This is a genomic window from Pseudoalteromonas phenolica (assembly GCF_005886345.1).
In the GTDB taxonomy this organism is placed as follows: Bacteria; Pseudomonadota; Gammaproteobacteria; order Enterobacterales; family Alteromonadaceae; genus Pseudoalteromonas; species Pseudoalteromonas phenolica_A.
The window spans coordinates 26057-42322 of sequence record NZ_PNEC01000062.1 but is presented as its reverse complement, the minus strand read 5'-3'; the positions used below and the strand labels follow the sequence as shown (position 1 = coordinate 42322).

The following is a 16266-nucleotide window of genomic DNA, read 5'->3' as shown; positions in this document are numbered from 1 at the left end:
AGTTATGTCAGTTACCATTTATCATAATCCTCGCTGCTCAAAGTCTCGTGAAACACTTGCATTGTTAGAAAGCCATAACGTATCGCCAGATGTTGTTGAATATTTAAAAACACCTGTCGATTTGATTACCTTAGACACTTTGATCACTCAACTTGGTTTCGAATCTGCCCACCAACTTGTTCGTAGTAAAGAAACGCTCTACAAAGAATTGGGTCTTAATAAAGACACAGATGAAGCCACGCTTAAGCAAGCCATGTTAGACAACCCTAAACTGATTGAGCGCCCTATCGTAGTAAAAGGCAATAAAGCAGCGATTGGTCGTCCACCAGAATCAGTGTTAGCTATTCTTTAATGACCACATTACTGGTTTTATTTCATTCTAGTCATGGTTCTGTAAGGGCCATGGCCAATGAAATTGCAGAAGCTGCTGAGGCACTTGGCGCAACGGTTTTGCTTCGTACTTTCGAGAAACGAGAAGCCTATGACATTGTCGTCTCAAAAGACGACTTATTGTGTTGTGACGCACTTGCATTTGGCACACCGACTCGGTTTGGTATGATGGCAGCTCAAGCTAAACAATTTTGGGAAACAACCAGTGATATCTGGTTAAAAGGTCAGCTTATTGACAAACCGGCTTGCGTGTTTACTTCTTCAAGTAGCATGCATGGAGGTAATGAAGCAACCTTGTTGAATCTATCACTGCCACTACTTCATCATGGCATGATGTTGTTAGGTGTACCCTATGATGTGCCTGAATTGTCTCAAACCACGACCGGCGGCACACCTTATGGTGCCAGTCATGTCGCAGGCACTGCAAATACATCAATACTCAGTGAAACAGAAACGAAAATCTGTCGCTCTGTTGGAAAACGTCTCATCACTATTGCTGATAAATTAAAATGACATCTATAGAAAAAAAGCCGCTAACTCAGCGCTTTCAAAAAATGGCCTTAGTTGGTTATGTAGGGTTACTGATCTTAATGCCACTGTGGCTGTTTGTACTTTCTCCAAGAGAAGGTCATAGCCTTGGGTTTATGTTTACAGTATATATTCTTCCATTGCTATTACCTTTACGAGGGTTTATCAAAGATAACCCTTATACGTATGCATGGGCTAACTTTATAGTATTAATTTACTTTTTACATGGATTTACGTTACTGTGGATTGCAACTGATGAACTGCTTTGGGTGCTGTTAGAGCTACTCTTTGCAAGTTTGATGTTTGTTGGCTGTACTTATTACGCGAAACATCGAGGCCAAGAACTGGGGTTAAGAATCCGTAAACTCAAACAAGACCTCGCAGACGAAAAAGCTGCTCACGACCATAATGATGAGCAATAAAAGTCTTTAATAAAAAAGAGCATCAATCGATGCTCTTTTTTATTTACCTTACTTCTTGTTAAAACAAACTATCAATTAACTCGTTAATACAGTAAATAAAACAAGCAATGATAACAACACCTGCAAACTGGTACTCAAATAAGCTTTGCCATAGAGTAACTTGAGGGACCAGGGGTGATGCTTTACAGGATATAACGAACCATTTTTAATCTTTCTAGATAAGATCACTAACAAAATACTGATGATAGAAAACAGCCATACAGATTCGCTTTTATAATCAAAAGTATCACTAAAGAATAACGACAACTGAAGTGGAAATGCAAAGCACACTATTGCCACGAATATATGCACTAATCTGATTTTATTATACTGCTCATGTTTAGACAGCTCTTTAATCCCATGCTGTTCAAGCGTCTTTTTGGCAATAAATGCACCGTGCTTCAATGCTAAACGGTAAGGTGTCTGCCCTAATTCATTAACAACTTTTGCCTTGCAACCATGCTTAAATAGCAAAGAAATCATAGCTGAAGAATTAGACAGAACCGCGAAGTGCATTAACCCGTTGTCCTTATAGTCTTTTTGGCTAAGAACTTGTGAATCAATAAGTTGTTCGACAATACTCACAAAGCCCTGCTCAATGGCATACATAAATGCGCTTTTGCCTTGCTCGTCAACTAATGTACCTCTTGCACCTTGCTTAATATATTCAATCAGTTCTGCTTGTTTTACATGCTCAGAGGTGATCAAATTGAGTAAAGCTTGTTCTAAAAGATTCTTTACTTCATCTTCATCAATTAAGTGGCTTAGTAAATCAAAAACAGGCTCTTCTGTATTAGTTTGAGCAAGTAAATATTGGGTCGTTTCATCTAGACCCTGCAAACAGTCAGGAAGAAGTGCTATCAGTGGCTCTTTTAAAACATCTTGTCGCCAACAGGTGAGCAGTTGTTTTGGTGACAAATTTACGCCATCTTGAATCGTCCAAAGTATGACACCAGCCATAGCTTTATCAGACAACAACTCGAAAAAATCAGGGTATGAAACACAGTTGAGCTGGGCGTTAATTTGACTGTATTGAGCTAGACGCTGAATGAGCATTAAAACGATTGCTTGATGATCGAGCCCTGCCTGATTGAAATGAGAAACCAGCATTTCTGTATACGTGCGGTGCTCTTCTTCATATTCATCGATATGTTGAAAATGACACGCTTCAAATGGGTCGAGTGGCTTAAGCCAAATCAAATAGAAAACTGGCGGTAAAATGGTACTTTCAACGCCTTGCTCATCGGTTAAGGTCTGACATTCAGGCCAAGCTTCTAGTGCATCGAGAATGAATGCGCCATTTTGCTCCGCAAGTCCTTTAAGAAGTAATGGATATTGTGCAGGCCAAATTAAAACTTTTTCCATCAATTACTCACAAAGTTTGAAGCTATCTGTATTAATCTTAAATGCGCAGATCATAGCAGCTCATATATATAAAATCTTATTTTTTCAGCTGAATTCAAGGTATCTTAATGAAACTTTCGAAATTATAATAACAATATAATTTGAAACCGATTTAAGGGCCCTATCATGGCATCAACTAAATTCGAGACTTGGCAAGTCATCCTTATCATTATTGGTGTTCTAGGTATTATTTGGAGTAATATCGCGCTGCTCAAATACTCAGCTAAATTTGATATAAAGAAGAAAATTGATAAGCAGATAAAACCAGATAATGAAAAAGAAGAGTAAAGCTTACAACCTTTACTCTTCCTGAACACCTTACACTAACCAGTGCGCCATTAAAGCAATAACAGGAAGTGTTACTAAGGTTCTTAAAATAAAGATTGTGAATAGTTCAAGGATGTTAACCGGAATTTTACTACCCAGAAGTAAAGCACCCACTTCAGACATGTAGATAAGCTGTGTCACACTCATAGCTGCAACTATAAAGCGCGTTACATCACTTTCAATACTGCTTGCAGCAAGAATTGAAGGAATAAACATATCAGCAAAACCAACAACGATAGTTTGTGCAGCTTGCGCCGCTTCTGGCACTTGTAACACTTCAAGATATGGAACGAATGGCATCCCTAAATACTGAAAAACAGGCGTATATTCAGCAATGATCAGTGCAAACGTCCCCACCGCCATCACCACTGGAAGCACAGCAAAGACCATATCGAGTGCGTTGGTCATCCCCTCTTTCACTGTGCCTTTAACTCCTGGTGCTTTTTCAGCTTTTTGAAGTGCAACAGATAACGCATGTTGGAATAAGGTTTTACCTTCTGGTACTGCTTCTGCATCATGAGCAGGCTCAGTACCATCAATATAAGTTGATTTTTTAAAGCTTAAAGGCGGTAATCGAGGCACGATAATCGCAGCCACTAGACCAGCTAAACATACAGTTAAATAGAAGGGTGCAAATAAGTGCTCAAGCTTCACTTGGCCAATTACAACTAAGCAAAAAGTAATCGAAACAGCTGAGAAAGTCGTCCCAATAATGGCAGCTTCTTTTTGTGTATAATACTTTTCTTCGTATTGGCGAGCTGTCATTAAAATACCCACACTGCCGTCACCTAACCAAGAAGCAACACAGTTAACTGCACTTCGACCTGGCACACCGAATAGTGGACGCATTACCTTAGTAAGCAAAGTACCTACGAGTTCAAGTAGACCAAAATTAAGTAATAGTGGCAGTAATAAACCCGCTAAAACAAAGACTGAAAAAAGAACAGGCAGAAGATCATTTAATACCAATGCACCGGTATGCTCAGCATGAATAAAAGCAGGACCCACTTTAAAGAAAGTCATTAATATAAATGCTGCACCCAACAAACGGGTAACTAACCAAATCAAACTCACATCAAACAAATGTTTAAACAGAGTAAACTTCATCAAAACCTTTGGTTTCAAAAGCTTAGCTATTAAGCTAAAAACTGCAGTAACACAAACAATCCCCACAATCATAGCTTGAACAAAAGGTGAAATAAACGCCTGTAACTCTTTGGCTAATTTTGCGATAGGGATAGTCATCCCCTCACCTTCTGAAATTGGTGTCATAAACAAAAATACGCCAATTAGAGATGGCACAATAAAAGCAAACAAAGTACGCCAATGTACTTTAGATTGCTGGTACAGCTCAGTTGTCATTTTTATATACCTTCAAAAACGCAGAAAAGAGCCGTAGCTCTTTTCTGAATCAAACTTAATTAAAAATTAAATAGATAAGCCTTTGTTACCAATTGCTTTTGCTAAGCTCTGTTGCAGCTGAGCTAGTTGCTCTGCAGATAATAAATCAGCATTATTATCTCGCCAAGTCACCGAAGATTGCCTATCTCCAAGTGAAGATATCTTGATTTTGTAATCACCATCTTCTATTGGTAAAGCGACTACTTCATCACCCCAAATTGAATCCCAAACACTGTCTTCAGGCTTTTCATAACGAACATGTAGCTCATTTTCTTCACTGTCCACCTTGATAACAATGAAGTTTAACCTTTCGAGAACATTACTTAGATTTACAAGTACCAAGTTCGCAGATTGTGGCGCAACCATTGCGGCGTTACCTTGGGGGTCAAAGCCCACATCTAGTGCCAACTCACCTTGTTGCTTGCGCAGTTCAACAAGTAGAATACGATATTTAAAATCAAACTCAGCAATCACTTGGTTTAATGCGCGTACTTCTAATTGCTGCTTAAGCAAATCGGTCAGCTCAATGTCATCACTTCGGTAGTCAACTAATTCGGCTTGCAAAGAAGCGGTTCTTTGGTGCTCACTTTGTGAAACTGTGAACTTATATTTCTGCGTCGAAGGCGTAGTCTCTTCTTGCCAAAACCATTTTGAAGATGGCTCTATAACTGAATACCAGTCTGTAACAGCAACACCTTCAGACTTATTTTTCTGCGCAAATGTGAATTGCTCATCTTGAGCAACCCCTTCTACTGCTTGCCAAATAAAATCTTGCAAGTCTTCAATACCATCGTTTTTATCAAAGAAAACTCGAGCTATTTTATCTTTTTGTTCCACCCAAGAACCGGTTGCCAGTGTGAGTACCTGCTGAGGAGGTCTCAAAGCAAGTGCTTCCAGATCATTATTGTATTGCGCCTCAGACATTTCATAAGTTGGATCTTTATAAGGCTGTTTTAAATCACCTGGTACTTGTACGGCTTTATTAATACGATAATTTCTTTCATGGTGGGTGTCATTTGTAAAAACACTACATCCAGATAAACCAAGGACCACGCCTAACGCGACCGCTTTTGGGATCCAATACTGCACTGATTATTCTCCTTAGCAGACCCTTTTATTTAGTTGTATGAGTCGGGAATGCTTAGTTTGGTTCACTGTAAAAGCGAAAATTATTAATGTGGTTAAACTTCTTTATAAATTTTAACCACTTAGAATATCTTTATTAAAAAATTCTCAATATGTTACTTGTCTATTGGTTTAAACACAAGAAAGTGCTATTGCTAATAATGAATGCTTTCGCGTTATCTGCTCCGATATGCTAGACTCTCGCGCGGCTTTTTATGATGGTGAAGTGTCTAAGCCTTATTGTAGAATCAAAACTTTACCGAAATATGCATATTAGTATCATTGAAACCTCTATTCCTTCGTACTGTTAGGTTTAATGATGATTTTCATTAGAGACAAATTAATTTGGCAGCTTAATGACCGCGTTTACAAATCAACAATTAGTTTTAACCGCCATTGGCGAAGACCGTTCAGGTATAGTAAGTGAACTAACTCAATTAGTAAGTGATTGTAATTGCAATATCATTGATAGTCGCATAGCCATACTAGGTAGAGAATTCACTTTCATCATGTTACTTAGTGGTGATATGGCCGCTATGAGCCGTGTCGAGCACACATTACCAATTAAAGGCATGGAGTTAGGCCTGTTAACTATGATGAAGCGCACCAGCTCGCATTGTGAAGACGATTACATAGGTGCATATAATTTAGAATACTCAGGTGTCGATACTCCTGGTACATTAAGCAAAGTTACTCGTTTTATTGCTGAGCACAATGTCAGTATTGCATCTTTAAAATCTGACACATACGATCAAGATAACGAATTACATATGCGCTGCGAGTTAGAATTAAATTTACCTGCACAGATCGATCTTGACGATTTCAAAGTACAATTCGAAGCACTTTCAAGTACACTCAATGTAGATTACATTTTAAGACGTATTCGCTAAGGATATATATGAACACATTAAAAGCAGGTGACAACGCACCTTTATTCTCGTTACAAAACCAAAATGACGAAACAATCGAGCTAAACACCTTATTAGAATCAAATCAAGTTTTAGTTTACTTCTACCCTAAAGCGTCAACGCCTGGTTGTACGGTACAGGCTGAAAACCTGCGTAACGAAAAAGCACAACTTGCTGAACTTAATACTGTTGCGGTTGGTATTAGCCCAGATCCAATCAAGCGTTTAAAGAACTTCGAAACTAAGAAAGAGTTAAACTTTGAGCTATTATCTGACGAAGATCATGCCATTGCAGATGCCTTCGGTGTGTGGGGTTTAAAGAAGTTTATGGGTAAAGAATACGACGGTATTCACAGAATTAGTTTCTTAGTGTCTCAAGATGGCAAAATCAAACATGTGTTTGATAAATTTAAGACGAAAGACCATCACGAAGTCGTTATTAACTTCCTAAAAGAAAACGCATAATCGTATTCTTCTAAAAGTAAAAAGGTATGCTATACGCATACCTTTTTTGTTTTACGCTCGACCTAAATTACTTCTTGTCGTGAATCGCATCTAAGCGTGCTAATAAGCTCGATGTATCAAAACGTCCACCACCTAAAGCTTGAACGTCAGCATAATATTGGTCAACCATTGCGGTCAGTGGAATACTTGCGCCGTTGTTTCGCGCTTCATCAAGGGCAATACCTAAATCTTTACGCATCCAATCTACCGCAAAGCCGAATTCATATTCACCCGCTAACATGGTTTTATAACGGTTTTCCATCTGCCATGAACCAGCAGCGCCTTTTGAAATTGTCTCAATCACTTTTTCACCATCAAGGCCAGCTTGTTTAGCAAAATGGAGTCCCTCTGCTAAACCTTGTACTACACCTGCAATACAAATTTGATTGACCATTTTACAGGTTTGACCTGCACCAACTGACCCTAATAGTTGGCTAAAACGACTAAATGCAGCCATGACAGGTTGTACTTTATCAAACACTGATTGTTCACCACCGACCATAACAGTCAATACGCCATTTTCTGCCCCTGCCTGACCACCTGATACTGGCGCATCAAGAAATGCAACTGATTGCTCTGTTGCCTTTTCAGCCACTTCTTTCGCGACTTTTGCCGATGTGGTTGTATGGTCGACTAAGATAGCACCTGACTTCATACCCGCAAGCACGCCTTCTTCACCATACACAACCGAGCGTAGATCATCGTCATTACCAACGCACATAAATACAATTTCAGCCTGTTCAGCTGCCAATTTTGGCGTAATTGCAAAATCACCGCCATGCTCTTTAGCCCAAGCTTCAGCTTTGGCTGTGGTGCGATTAAACACGGTTACCTGGTAACCCGCTTTCTGTAAATGTCCAGCCATTGGAAAGCCCATGACACCTAAACCGATAAAAGCCACATTCATTGACATAAAATTGTCCTATTTGTTTGTTAGGGTATGAAGATTGGAGCTTTTATACCCAAGACGCTTGGGTATGGCAAATGAAATAGACACATGCGGATTAAAAATAAAAAGCAATCTACTCGCTTTGGATGTATTAATTATGGATAACATTTATAGATACAGTATTGATTTACTTAATGGCAAAAAACTTCCAATGAGTACCTTTGAAGGTAAAACCTTGCTCATCGTAAACATTGCCAGTAAATGCAGCTTTGCAAACCAAGTTGCCGGATTAGAGTCTCTTTATAGAGAATACAAGAAAGATGGTTTTGAAATATTAGCAGTACCCTGTGATCAATTTGGTCATAGCGAACCTTTGTCTGGTGAGCCTTTACTCGATTCTTATAATAAGTACTTCACTGCCAGTTTTTATATTTCTCAGAAACATCATGTGCTTGGCCCTGATGCACACCCTATTTTTAACTATTTGAAAACGCATACACGTGGCATAGTGCAAAATCGGGCAATTAAATGGAATTTCACTAAGTTTTTAGTAAACTCAAAAGGTGAACTCGTCGCACGTTATGCGCCTAGAACTAAACCTGAATCACTAAAAACAGCTATTGAGAGTCAGCTTTATGATGAAAGTCGCCTTGTTCAGCTCGCAAAGGTATGAACAGCCCTATTTCGAACACGCATTATCAAATACCAGTAATATTAGCGTGTCGCATTTTAGCGAAGCATTAAATGTGCAAACTGCACCACTATGTTCGGGCTTTCAAGCTGTCTGCGTCTTTGTAAACGATGACTTATCAAGCCCAGTATTGGAATTATTAGCTGATCAGGGCATACGCTGTATCGCATTAAGATGCGCAGGCTTTAATAATGTCGATATAGCATGCGCTAAAAAACTCGGTATCACCGTGGTTCGTGTACCGGCCTACAGCCCCGAAGCCGTAGCAGAACACTGTATTGCCTTAATGCTAACACTCAACCGTAAAACCCATAAAGCTTATAACCGTGTTAGAGAAGATAACTTCGACCTAAATGGCTTACTCGGTTTTAATCTACATAAGAAAACAGTCGGTATTGTTGGTGCTGGGAAGATTGGCCAAGCCTTGATCCGAATTCTCAATGGCTTTGGTGCAGAAGTTTTAGTGTTTGACCCTAATATTGGTGAAGGCTCTTATACTCAAGTTAGCCTAGATATGTTACTGGCCCAAAGTGACATCATTTCGTTGCACTGTCCTTTAAATGAAGCCACTCATTATATTTTCGATGAAACTGCATTTAACAAAATGCAAGACGGAGTCATGCTAATTAATTCTAGCCGCGGTGCACTCATAGATACTCAAGCCTGTATTCGAGCACTTAAATCAAGAAAATTAGGTTACTTGGGCTTAGATGTTTATGAACAAGAATCTGAGTTGTTCTTCCAAAATCGCAGTGAGGAAATTTTACAAGATGACTTATTCGCTCGCCTAGTGAGTTTTCCTAATGTACTTATTACAGGTCATCAGGGTTTCTTCACAGAAGAAGCACTGGAGCAAATTGCTGATGTGACAGTTAGTAACTTGAGCGACTTTAGTCAAAACAAACCTCTATTGAATGAAGTGAGCTAACTTAAACTGAGTTCAAGTAGCCAAGTTAAATTGTCGGTTTTCATCAAGCTTGATGTGCAATTCGCTACGCGCACTCAGGCTTTCGATACCCCAACGGGTTAATCGCTCAAAATATTGAATAAAAGTAGTGACCTCTTCATCACTCATGCCGCTCCCTGCTCGTTTTATTAGCTGATGCTCTTGCTGCAAACGCCAACTATAAACACGCTCGAAGCTTTGCGCATTCAAAAAGACCAAGTTATCAAAAAGTGCAAACAAGACTTGATACTCATCCGATAGAAATTGGTTCACTCGAGCACGATACTCCCCATTTGAGTCTTTCGTTGCTTCAAGGTCATTCACCGGCACATTTAACTGGTCAGAACTTTGAGGCAGTAGCCCTAAGCACCAACCTTCAAAAATAAGAACCTTGGGCTTATTTGTGCATTTTAACCACATAGCACTGCTATATGGCTCATCGGTCGCCTTATTAAAACGAGGCAGGATAAAATCCTCACTATTTTTAAATCGTTTTACTTGCTCAATGGCAAAAGAAACATCGTGCGTACCAGGCACGCCTCGCACTTTAAAAAGCGGATGGTATTGATTAGCTCGCTCTGCTCTTTGTGCTTTTGATAAATAAAAGTCGTCTAAAGAAACAACCTCAGTGGCAATAGCTTGACTCTCTAAGTATGCCTTTAAATAATCCGATAATGTTGATTTACCACTGCCCTGAGCACCGTTAATGGCTAAACAAAATGGGGCCTTTTGATATGATAACACTGGCTCAAGCCAATCGATCACACATTGCACATTTTCTGAGTAACTGTTTAACAGATTATGTTTTTCTAAAAACTCTGTTTGCCAACACATATTGACCTCTTTTGAATGAAACACATATAAAAAAGGCCGCATGGGCGGCCTTTTAGAGTACATGTAAACTTATTAAGCTTGTCTTGCTTCTAACATGATACGTTTCATATCACGCACGGCTTTTTCAAGGCCGTCAATCGCTGCGCGTGCAATTATGGCATGACCAATGTTTAGCTCATAGATTTCAGGCATTTCAGCAATCGGCTTTACATTGTGGTAATGCAGACCATGACCTGCATTCACTATGATCCCTAAACTGTGTGCATATTTCACGCCTTCACGAATACGCTCAAGCTCTTGTGTCATTTCTTTGTCTGTTTCAGCATCAGCATAAGCACCTGTGTGGATTTCGATATAAGGTGCAGCAGTTGCTTTTGCAGCATCAATTTGTGCTTTGTCTGCATCAATGAATAACGATACTTTTATACCCGCAGCTTCTAGTTTTCTTACAGCGTCAGTGATTGCTGCTTGGTGTGAAATTACATCAAGGCCGCCTTCAGTGGTTAATTCTTCACGCTTTTCAGGTACTAGGCACACATATGCGGGTTTCACTTCAAGCGCGATATTGATCATTTCTTCAGTCAGCGCGATTTCAAGATTCATGCGAGTTTGAATGGTTTTAGCCATCACATAGACATCTCGGTCTTGAATATGACGTCTGTCTTCACGTAAATGTATGGTGATACCATCAGCACCGGCATGTTCAGCAATCGCTGCCGCATGTGCAGGATCTGGATAACTGGTACCACGAGCTTGTCTTAGCGTTGCAATATGGTCGACGTTAACGCCTAATAAAATATCTTTCATTGCCTTACCTTGATAAAAATAATTCTCGGCTCTTTAAAGCCTTATTTCCTAAAAGTGGTTTTAATAAATACCGACTTAAATACTTTGCAGGTTTGCGTACCTCTGGATCTGCAAACTCCCCACTAGCCATACGGTTAAGTATTTTACCATTAAAGCCCATTTGCGAGTTGTCGGTAACAACAAAGCCTAATTCTGGAATATATTGGTAATAATACTTATCTTTTATCTCATCACCATCTGCATCCATGTCAAATTCAACCCCAAATCCCAAAGCTTCAAGTAACTGATACTCATACGAACGTAATACGGGTTCGAAGTCATTACAGTCTACTAATTGTTTTAGGTGCTTTTGATATAGCTCGTAAATATATTCTTGCGGCTCGCTGGCTGGGATCACTCTATAACTGAGCTCATTCAAATAAAAAGCACAATATAGTGGCTTACCTTTTAAGGGAAGTGGGTTTTGTACTAATTCGAATTGGTTTAAGTATTTAAGGTCATAATTGCCAGCATAACGGCACAAAATTGGGGTGAATGGTTGAAGTTCAGCACTGTGTTTAACCGACTGTTTACCTTTAAGTCTAGCCAACATAGTTAGATGGCCGACACCTTCAACAAGCATACTTAGCATGGCCTGAGAGTCACTGTACGGACGCCTATGCAGCAAGTAAGCTTGTCGAAAGTCGTTATGCAATCAGTCTTCTCCGTAGCCCAGAGAGCGAAGTGCTCGCTCATCGTCAGCCCAGCCAGATTTCACTTTTACCCATAATTCAAGAAATACTTTGTTATCAAGCATATCTTCAAGGTCTTTACGGGCTTCGCGACCAATAACTTTTAGCTTTTCGCCTTTATTACCGATTACCATACGCTTTTGTGATTGACGTTCGACTAAGATCAATCCATTGATCTGCCAAACACCGTTATCTTGCCATTTAAACTGTTCGATTTCTACGGTAACAGAGTAAGGGAGCTCGTCACCCATAAAACGCATGAGCTTTTCACGAATAATCTCAGCCGCTAAGAATCGCATTGAGCGATCGGTAACATAATCTTCTGGGAAATAAAATTCACACGCAGGAAGGCGTTTACGAACTTCATCTTTTACTAAATCGATATTTTTACCGTTCTTAGCAGAAATTGGGACGATGCCAACAAAGTTGCCCTGTTCACTCAACCACTGCATGTGTGGAAGCACGGCTTCTTTGTCTTTTACGTTATCCGTTTTATTCATAACGATGAGCACTGGACGACCACTATCTTGGACTTTTTTTAGTACCATTTCATCGTCTTTCGTCCACAGCGTGCCTTCAACCACAAAGATGATCAGTTCAACATCACCAATTGAGCTTGATGCTGCACGGTTCATTAAACGGTTAATCGCACGTTTTTCTTCAATATGAAGACCCGGCGTATCGACATAAACGGCTTGATAGTTGTCTTCAGTATGAATACCCATGATACGGTGACGGGTAGTTTGCGGTTTACGCGAGGTGATACTGACTTTTTGTTCAACAATTTTGTTTAGTAACGTTGATTTACCTACATTAGGGCGACCAACGATTGCGATCATGCCGCAGTGCGTATTAGGCGTCATTCTTTAAAATCTTCAATGCTTGCTCTGCTGCTTTTTGTTCCGCCTTACGACGAGAACTGCCCACAGAAATAATGCTTTCCATCCCTTCCACTTCACATTCAACCGTGAATGTCTGGTTATGTGCCTGACCTTTAGTGTCGATCACCGTGTAATTTGGTAAAGGCAGTTTACGCGCCTGTAGAAACTCTTGCAGTAATGTTTTCGGGTCTTTTTGGTTGTGGCCCGGTGAAATTGCCGCTAAACGTGATTCGTACCAAGACAAAATAAGCTTAGTACAAGAATCAATGTCTGAATCTAAGAAAACTGCACCAATGATCGCCTCAACAGCATCGGCAAGTGTTGATTCACGTCTAAAACCACCACTTTTCAATTCGCCTGGCCCTAAACGAAGATAATCACCTAAATTAAACTCAACACCAAATTCAGCTAAAGTTTGTCCGCGTACAAGCGTCGAACGCATGCGACTTAAATCGCCTTCACGTGCTTTGGGAAACTTTTTGTATAACGCATCGGCGATCACGTAGCTCAAAATAGAATCACCCAGAAACTCCAGGCGCTCGTTATGTTGACCTTTATGGCTACGGTGAGTCATGGCTTGTTCAAGCAGTGACTCATCACTAAATTCATAGCCTATTTTTTTATATAATTCTGCTACACTTCTTTTCATTTTATTGAATATTACCTAGGCGTTCAAAACGAACACCGGTTGGAACCCACCCTGGCAACAAACTATCTGGACCATTATCAAAATCAAAACTCATCCATATAAATACAGCTTTGCCCACTAAGTTTTCTTTAGGTACAAAACCCCACATACGGCCATCTTGGCTGTTATTGCGATTATCTCCCATCACAAAGTAACTGTCTTCAGGTACAACCCATTCATCAACACGCGTGTTGGGTTGTTGATAATATCTTGCTGTTAGTTCAGCTGCCTGTGGGTCAATTAGAATATCGTGCTGAACGCCAGATAAATCCTCTGATAGTCTCACTAATTGTCGTGGCCCATGCATATACTCACGGTCAACAATATCAAGTGCGATCTTATTATATTCACCACATATAAGATTATCTTTACGTTCTTGACCTGCTTCACAAGAAGGCTTAATAAATAACTGACGATTACGGTATACAACTCGATCTCCTGGTAAGCCTATAACTCGCTTTATAAAATCAATTCGCTCATCCAGTGGGAATTTAAATACCGTAATGTCACCGCGTTCTGGTTCACCGACTTCGATCATCTGTGAACGCCAAACCGGATCTTTAATGCCATACGTATATTTTTGAACCAAAATAAAATCACCATCTAATAGCGTCGGCATCATTGAGCCTGATGGGATTTGAAATGGTTCAAAAATAAACGAACGGAAGATGGTGATCGCAGCAATCATCGGAAAAATCGATTTTGCACCTTCTACAATGGCAGGCTCAGGGGCTATCTGCGCAATCACATCATTATCAAGAGGAGTTTGCGTGGCACCTTGTGCCAACGCAATTCGTTCTTTTCGCTTTGGTGCGAACATGTAGTGGTCAATCAACCAAATCAAGCCAGACCCAAGAGTCAAAAGCACCAAGAATACAGAAAAATAGCCTGCCATTAATAAATCCTGTTATTTACCTACTTTAAGGATTGCTAAGAATGCATCTTGAGGAACTTCAACGTTACCCAATTGCTTCATTCGCTTTTTACCTTCTTTTTGTTTTTGAAGTAGCTTTTTCTTACGACTCACGTCACCACCGTAACATTTCGCGATTACGTTTTTACGTAACTGCTTAACTGTTGTACGCGCAATAACATGCGTACCGATAGCTGCTTGGATCGCAATATCGAACATTTGACGAGGAATAAGCTCTTTCAACGCATCAGCCAGCTGACGGCCACGCTGCTGCGAGCCTTCACGGTGCGCGATAATCGCCAATGCATCAACACGGTCGCCGTTGATTAGAATATCAACCCTAACCATATCAGAAGCTTGGAAGCGCTTAAAGTTATAATCTAGTGACGCAAAACCGCGGCTTGTTGACTTAAGCTTATCAAAGAAGTCCATCACAACTTCCGCCATTGGTAGCTCGTAAGTCACAGCAACTTGGTTACCGTGGTAAGCCATCTTAGTTTGAACACCACGCTTCTCAATACAAAGTGTAATTACATTACCAAGGTATTCTTGCGGCACAAGGATATTTGCTTCCACAATCGGCTCGCGAATTTCGATAATGTCGTTGACTGGTGGTAGCTCTGACGGGTTATCAATTTGAATAACGCCATCTTTTGTTTCTACTTCATACACTACTGTCGGCGCAGTAGTGATAAGATCCATGTTATATTCACGTTCAAGACGCTCTTGAATAATTTCCATGTGTAGCATGCCTAAGAAGCCTACACGGAAACCGAAACCAAGTGCCGTTGAGTTTTCTGGCTCGAAGAATAATGATGCATCATTCAAGCTTAGTTTGTTAAGCGCATCACGGAATGCATCATACTCGTCTGAAGCAATCGGGAACATACCCGCATAAACCTGAGGCTTAACGCGTTGGAAACCAGGTAAACGTTCTGGCGCAGAGTTTTGTGTCAGAGTAATTGTGTCACCAACTGGTGCACCATGGATATCTTTAATACCTGCGATTACAAAACCTACTTCACCCGTTTTCAACACTCCCGTGTTTGTCTGTTTAGGCGTGAAAATACCAACATGATCAGCAATATGTGTTTGATCTGTTGACATAATCTTGATTTTATCGCCTTTACGTAATTCACCATGTTTAATACGTACCAGTGATACAACACCTTGGTATGGGTCAAACCATGAATCGATAATAAGCGCTTGAAGAGGTGCTTCAGGATCGCCTACTGGCGGTGGTACATCGCGAACAATATTTTCTAGTACATCTTTGATACCAATACCTGTTTTTGCTGAACATTGAACGGCTTCTAACGCGTCAATACCCACGATTTCTTCAATTTCTTCAGCAACGCGAAGTGGATCGGCCTGAGGTAAGTCAATTTTGTTTAGAATTGGAATGACTTCTAAGTCCATTTCAATCGCCGTGTAGCAGTTTGCAAGGGTTTGAGCTTCTACACCTTGACCCGCATCTACAACTAATAGTGCACCTTCACACGCAGCAAGAGAACGTGATACTTCATAGGTGAAGTCAACATGTCCTGGCGTATCAATGAAGTTAAGTTGGTAAGTTTCACCATCATCAGCTGTGTAGTTTAACGTTACACTCTGAGCTTTGATGGTGATACCACGCTCACGCTCGATGTCCATCGAATCCAAAACTTGCTGCTGCATTTCACGATCTGTTAAACCACCACAGACTTGGATTAAGCGGTCAGACAAAGTTGATTTGCCATGGTCGATATGGGCGATAATAGAAAAGTTACGGATATGCTTCATATTTCTGGATTCTAAACTTCTTAAGTCATTAAATTAGATATTAGGGCGGGATTTTAC

19 protein-coding genes are annotated in these 16266 nt (G+C 40.2%); 8 read left to right on the top strand and 11 right to left on the bottom strand.

Annotated features, from left to right (window positions below; all coding sequences use genetic code 11):
- The first annotated feature begins 4 nt into the window (after positions 1-4).
- The 3 genes from arsC to CWB72_RS18685 are packed head-to-tail and all read left to right on the top strand — an operon-like array spanning position 5 to position 1340.
- On the top strand, positions 5-352 hold the full coding sequence (gene arsC / locus CWB72_RS18695; RefSeq protein ID WP_138634559.1) for an arsenate reductase (glutaredoxin): 348 nt from the start codon (positions 5-7) through the stop codon (positions 350-352).
- Positions 352-903: an NAD(P)H:quinone oxidoreductase gene (gene wrbA, locus CWB72_RS18690; protein ID WP_130256717.1), complete on the top strand. Its 552-nt coding sequence runs from the start codon at positions 352-354 to the stop codon at positions 901-903. Before arsC ends, wrbA begins: the two co-directional genes overlap by 1 nt.
- Positions 900-1340 (top strand): DUF2069 domain-containing protein, encoded by a 441-nt coding sequence (locus tag CWB72_RS18685; RefSeq protein ID WP_138634556.1) that lies wholly within the window; start codon positions 900-902, stop codon positions 1338-1340. Before wrbA ends, CWB72_RS18685 begins: the two co-directional genes overlap by 4 nt.
- A 75-nt stretch (positions 1341-1415) precedes the next feature.
- On the opposite strand, the gene CWB72_RS18680 is transcribed toward CWB72_RS18685, so the two are convergent.
- Positions 1416-2744, bottom strand: a complete 1329-nt coding sequence (locus CWB72_RS18680) for an ankyrin repeat domain-containing protein (RefSeq protein ID WP_138634554.1) — start codon at positions 2742-2744, stop codon at positions 1416-1418.
- A 165-nt stretch (positions 2745-2909) separates the two neighbouring features.
- Between CWB72_RS18680 and CWB72_RS18675 the strand changes: the two genes are divergently transcribed.
- Complete coding sequence (locus CWB72_RS18675; RefSeq protein WP_130256720.1) at positions 2910-3071, top strand: DUF2897 family protein; 162 nt, start codon at positions 2910-2912, stop codon at positions 3069-3071.
- Between the two features lie 30 nt (positions 3072-3101).
- On the opposite strand, the gene CWB72_RS18670 is transcribed toward CWB72_RS18675, so the two are convergent.
- Positions 3102-4472, bottom strand: a complete 1371-nt coding sequence (locus tag CWB72_RS18670; RefSeq protein WP_138634551.1) for a YjiH family protein — start codon at positions 4470-4472, stop codon at positions 3102-3104.
- A 66-nt stretch (positions 4473-4538) separates the two neighbouring features.
- The gene (gene bamC, locus CWB72_RS18665) at positions 4539-5600 is read right to left on the bottom strand and encodes an outer membrane protein assembly factor BamC (protein WP_138568903.1); all 1062 of its coding nucleotides are present in this window, start codon (positions 5598-5600) and stop codon (positions 4539-4541) included.
- Between the two features lie 392 nt (positions 5601-5992).
- Between bamC and CWB72_RS18660 the strand changes: the two genes are divergently transcribed.
- Together CWB72_RS18660 and bcp are read left to right on the top strand one after the other, a co-directional pair.
- Positions 5993-6526, top strand: a complete 534-nt coding sequence (locus CWB72_RS18660) for a glycine cleavage system protein R (protein ID WP_138634548.1) — start codon at positions 5993-5995, stop codon at positions 6524-6526.
- Between the two features lie 8 nt (positions 6527-6534).
- Entirely contained in the window at positions 6535-7008 is a 474-nt protein-coding gene (gene bcp, locus CWB72_RS18655; RefSeq protein WP_138634545.1) for a thioredoxin-dependent thiol peroxidase, read from the top strand.
- 67 nt (positions 7009-7075) lie between these two features.
- Here bcp and CWB72_RS18650 read toward each other — a convergent pair whose 3' ends face one another.
- Positions 7076-7960 carry an NAD(P)-dependent oxidoreductase gene (locus CWB72_RS18650; RefSeq protein ID WP_138634542.1) on the bottom strand — a complete coding sequence of 295 codons (885 nt, stop codon included), beginning with the start codon at positions 7958-7960 and terminating at the stop codon, positions 7076-7078.
- Between the two features lie 64 nt (positions 7961-8024).
- Between CWB72_RS18650 and CWB72_RS18645 the strand changes: the two genes are divergently transcribed.
- Both CWB72_RS18645 and CWB72_RS18640 read left to right on the top strand, forming a co-directional pair.
- The gene (locus tag CWB72_RS18645) at positions 8025-8609 is read left to right on the top strand and encodes a glutathione peroxidase (protein ID WP_432760890.1); all 585 of its coding nucleotides are present in this window, start codon (positions 8025-8027) and stop codon (positions 8607-8609) included.
- Positions 8575-9555, top strand: a complete 981-nt coding sequence (locus CWB72_RS18640) for a 2-hydroxyacid dehydrogenase (protein WP_138634601.1) — start codon at positions 8575-8577, stop codon at positions 9553-9555. Before CWB72_RS18645 ends, CWB72_RS18640 begins: the two co-directional genes overlap by 35 nt.
- 12 nt (positions 9556-9567) lie before the next feature.
- Here CWB72_RS18640 and CWB72_RS18635 read toward each other — a convergent pair whose 3' ends face one another.
- The 7 genes from CWB72_RS18635 to lepA form a co-directional block, all read right to left on the bottom strand.
- Positions 9568-10407, bottom strand: a complete 840-nt coding sequence (locus CWB72_RS18635) for a kinase (protein WP_138634539.1) — start codon at positions 10405-10407, stop codon at positions 9568-9570.
- A gap of 72 nt (positions 10408-10479) precedes the next feature.
- The gene (gene pdxJ / locus CWB72_RS18630) at positions 10480-11214 is read right to left on the bottom strand and encodes a pyridoxine 5'-phosphate synthase (protein ID WP_138568898.1); all 735 of its coding nucleotides are present in this window, start codon (positions 11212-11214) and stop codon (positions 10480-10482) included.
- Between the two features lie 4 nt (positions 11215-11218).
- Entirely contained in the window at positions 11219-11908 is a 690-nt protein-coding gene (gene recO, locus CWB72_RS18625; protein ID WP_138568897.1) for a DNA repair protein RecO, read from the bottom strand.
- A complete protein-coding gene (era, locus tag CWB72_RS18620) occupies positions 11909-12808 on the bottom strand; it encodes a GTPase Era (protein WP_138562540.1) in 900 nt (299 codons plus the stop codon).
- The gene (rnc, locus tag CWB72_RS18615; RefSeq protein WP_138568896.1) at positions 12798-13475 is read right to left on the bottom strand and encodes a ribonuclease III; all 678 of its coding nucleotides are present in this window, start codon (positions 13473-13475) and stop codon (positions 12798-12800) included. The genes era and rnc overlap by 11 nt, the downstream gene beginning before the upstream one ends.
- A gap of 1 nt (position 13476) precedes the next feature.
- Complete coding sequence (gene lepB, locus CWB72_RS18610; RefSeq protein ID WP_138634536.1) at positions 13477-14409, bottom strand: signal peptidase I; 933 nt, start codon at positions 14407-14409, stop codon at positions 13477-13479.
- Positions 14410-14421: 12 nt separating this feature from the next.
- Positions 14422-16209 (bottom strand): translation elongation factor 4, encoded by a 1788-nt coding sequence (gene lepA, locus CWB72_RS18605; protein WP_130255855.1) that lies wholly within the window; start codon positions 16207-16209, stop codon positions 14422-14424.
- Positions 16210-16266: the final 57 nt, after the last annotated feature.

Coding starts and splice junctions, on each gene's coding strand:
- CWB72_RS18680 (WP_138634554.1), bottom strand. CDS start 2,744: ATGGAAAAAGTTTTAATTTGGCCTGCACAATATCCATTACTTCTTAAA.
- wrbA (WP_130256717.1), top strand. CDS start 352: ATGACCACATTACTGGTTTTATTTCATTCTAGTCATGGTTCTGTAAGG.
- CWB72_RS18675 (WP_130256720.1), top strand. CDS start 2,910: ATGGCATCAACTAAATTCGAGACTTGGCAAGTCATCCTTATCATTATT.
- CWB72_RS18640 (WP_138634601.1), top strand. CDS start 8,575: ATGAAAGTCGCCTTGTTCAGCTCGCAAAGGTATGAACAGCCCTATTTC.
- lepA (WP_130255855.1), bottom strand. CDS start 16,209: ATGAAGCATATCCGTAACTTTTCTATTATCGCCCATATCGACCATGGC.
- era (WP_138562540.1), bottom strand. CDS start 12,808: ATGACGCCTAATACGCACTGCGGCATGATCGCAATCGTTGGTCGCCCT.
- arsC (WP_138634559.1), top strand. CDS start 5: ATGTCAGTTACCATTTATCATAATCCTCGCTGCTCAAAGTCTCGTGAA.
- bcp (WP_138634545.1), top strand. CDS start 6,535: ATGAACACATTAAAAGCAGGTGACAACGCACCTTTATTCTCGTTACAA.
- lepB (WP_138634536.1), bottom strand. CDS start 14,409: ATGGCAGGCTATTTTTCTGTATTCTTGGTGCTTTTGACTCTTGGGTCT.
- pdxJ (WP_138568898.1), bottom strand. CDS start 11,214: ATGAAAGATATTTTATTAGGCGTTAACGTCGACCATATTGCAACGCTA.
- CWB72_RS18650 (WP_138634542.1), bottom strand. CDS start 7,960: ATGTCAATGAATGTGGCTTTTATCGGTTTAGGTGTCATGGGCTTTCCA.
- rnc (WP_138568896.1), bottom strand. CDS start 13,475: ATGAAAAGAAGTGTAGCAGAATTATATAAAAAAATAGGCTATGAATTT.
- CWB72_RS18645 (WP_432760890.1), top strand. CDS start 8,025: ATGGCAAATGAAATAGACACATGCGGATTAAAAATAAAAAGCAATCTA.
- CWB72_RS18660 (WP_138634548.1), top strand. CDS start 5,993: ATGACCGCGTTTACAAATCAACAATTAGTTTTAACCGCCATTGGCGAA.
- CWB72_RS18685 (WP_138634556.1), top strand. CDS start 900: ATGACATCTATAGAAAAAAAGCCGCTAACTCAGCGCTTTCAAAAAATG.
- CWB72_RS18635 (WP_138634539.1), bottom strand. CDS start 10,407: ATGTGTTGGCAAACAGAGTTTTTAGAAAAACATAATCTGTTAAACAGT.
- CWB72_RS18670 (WP_138634551.1), bottom strand. CDS start 4,472: ATGACAACTGAGCTGTACCAGCAATCTAAAGTACATTGGCGTACTTTG.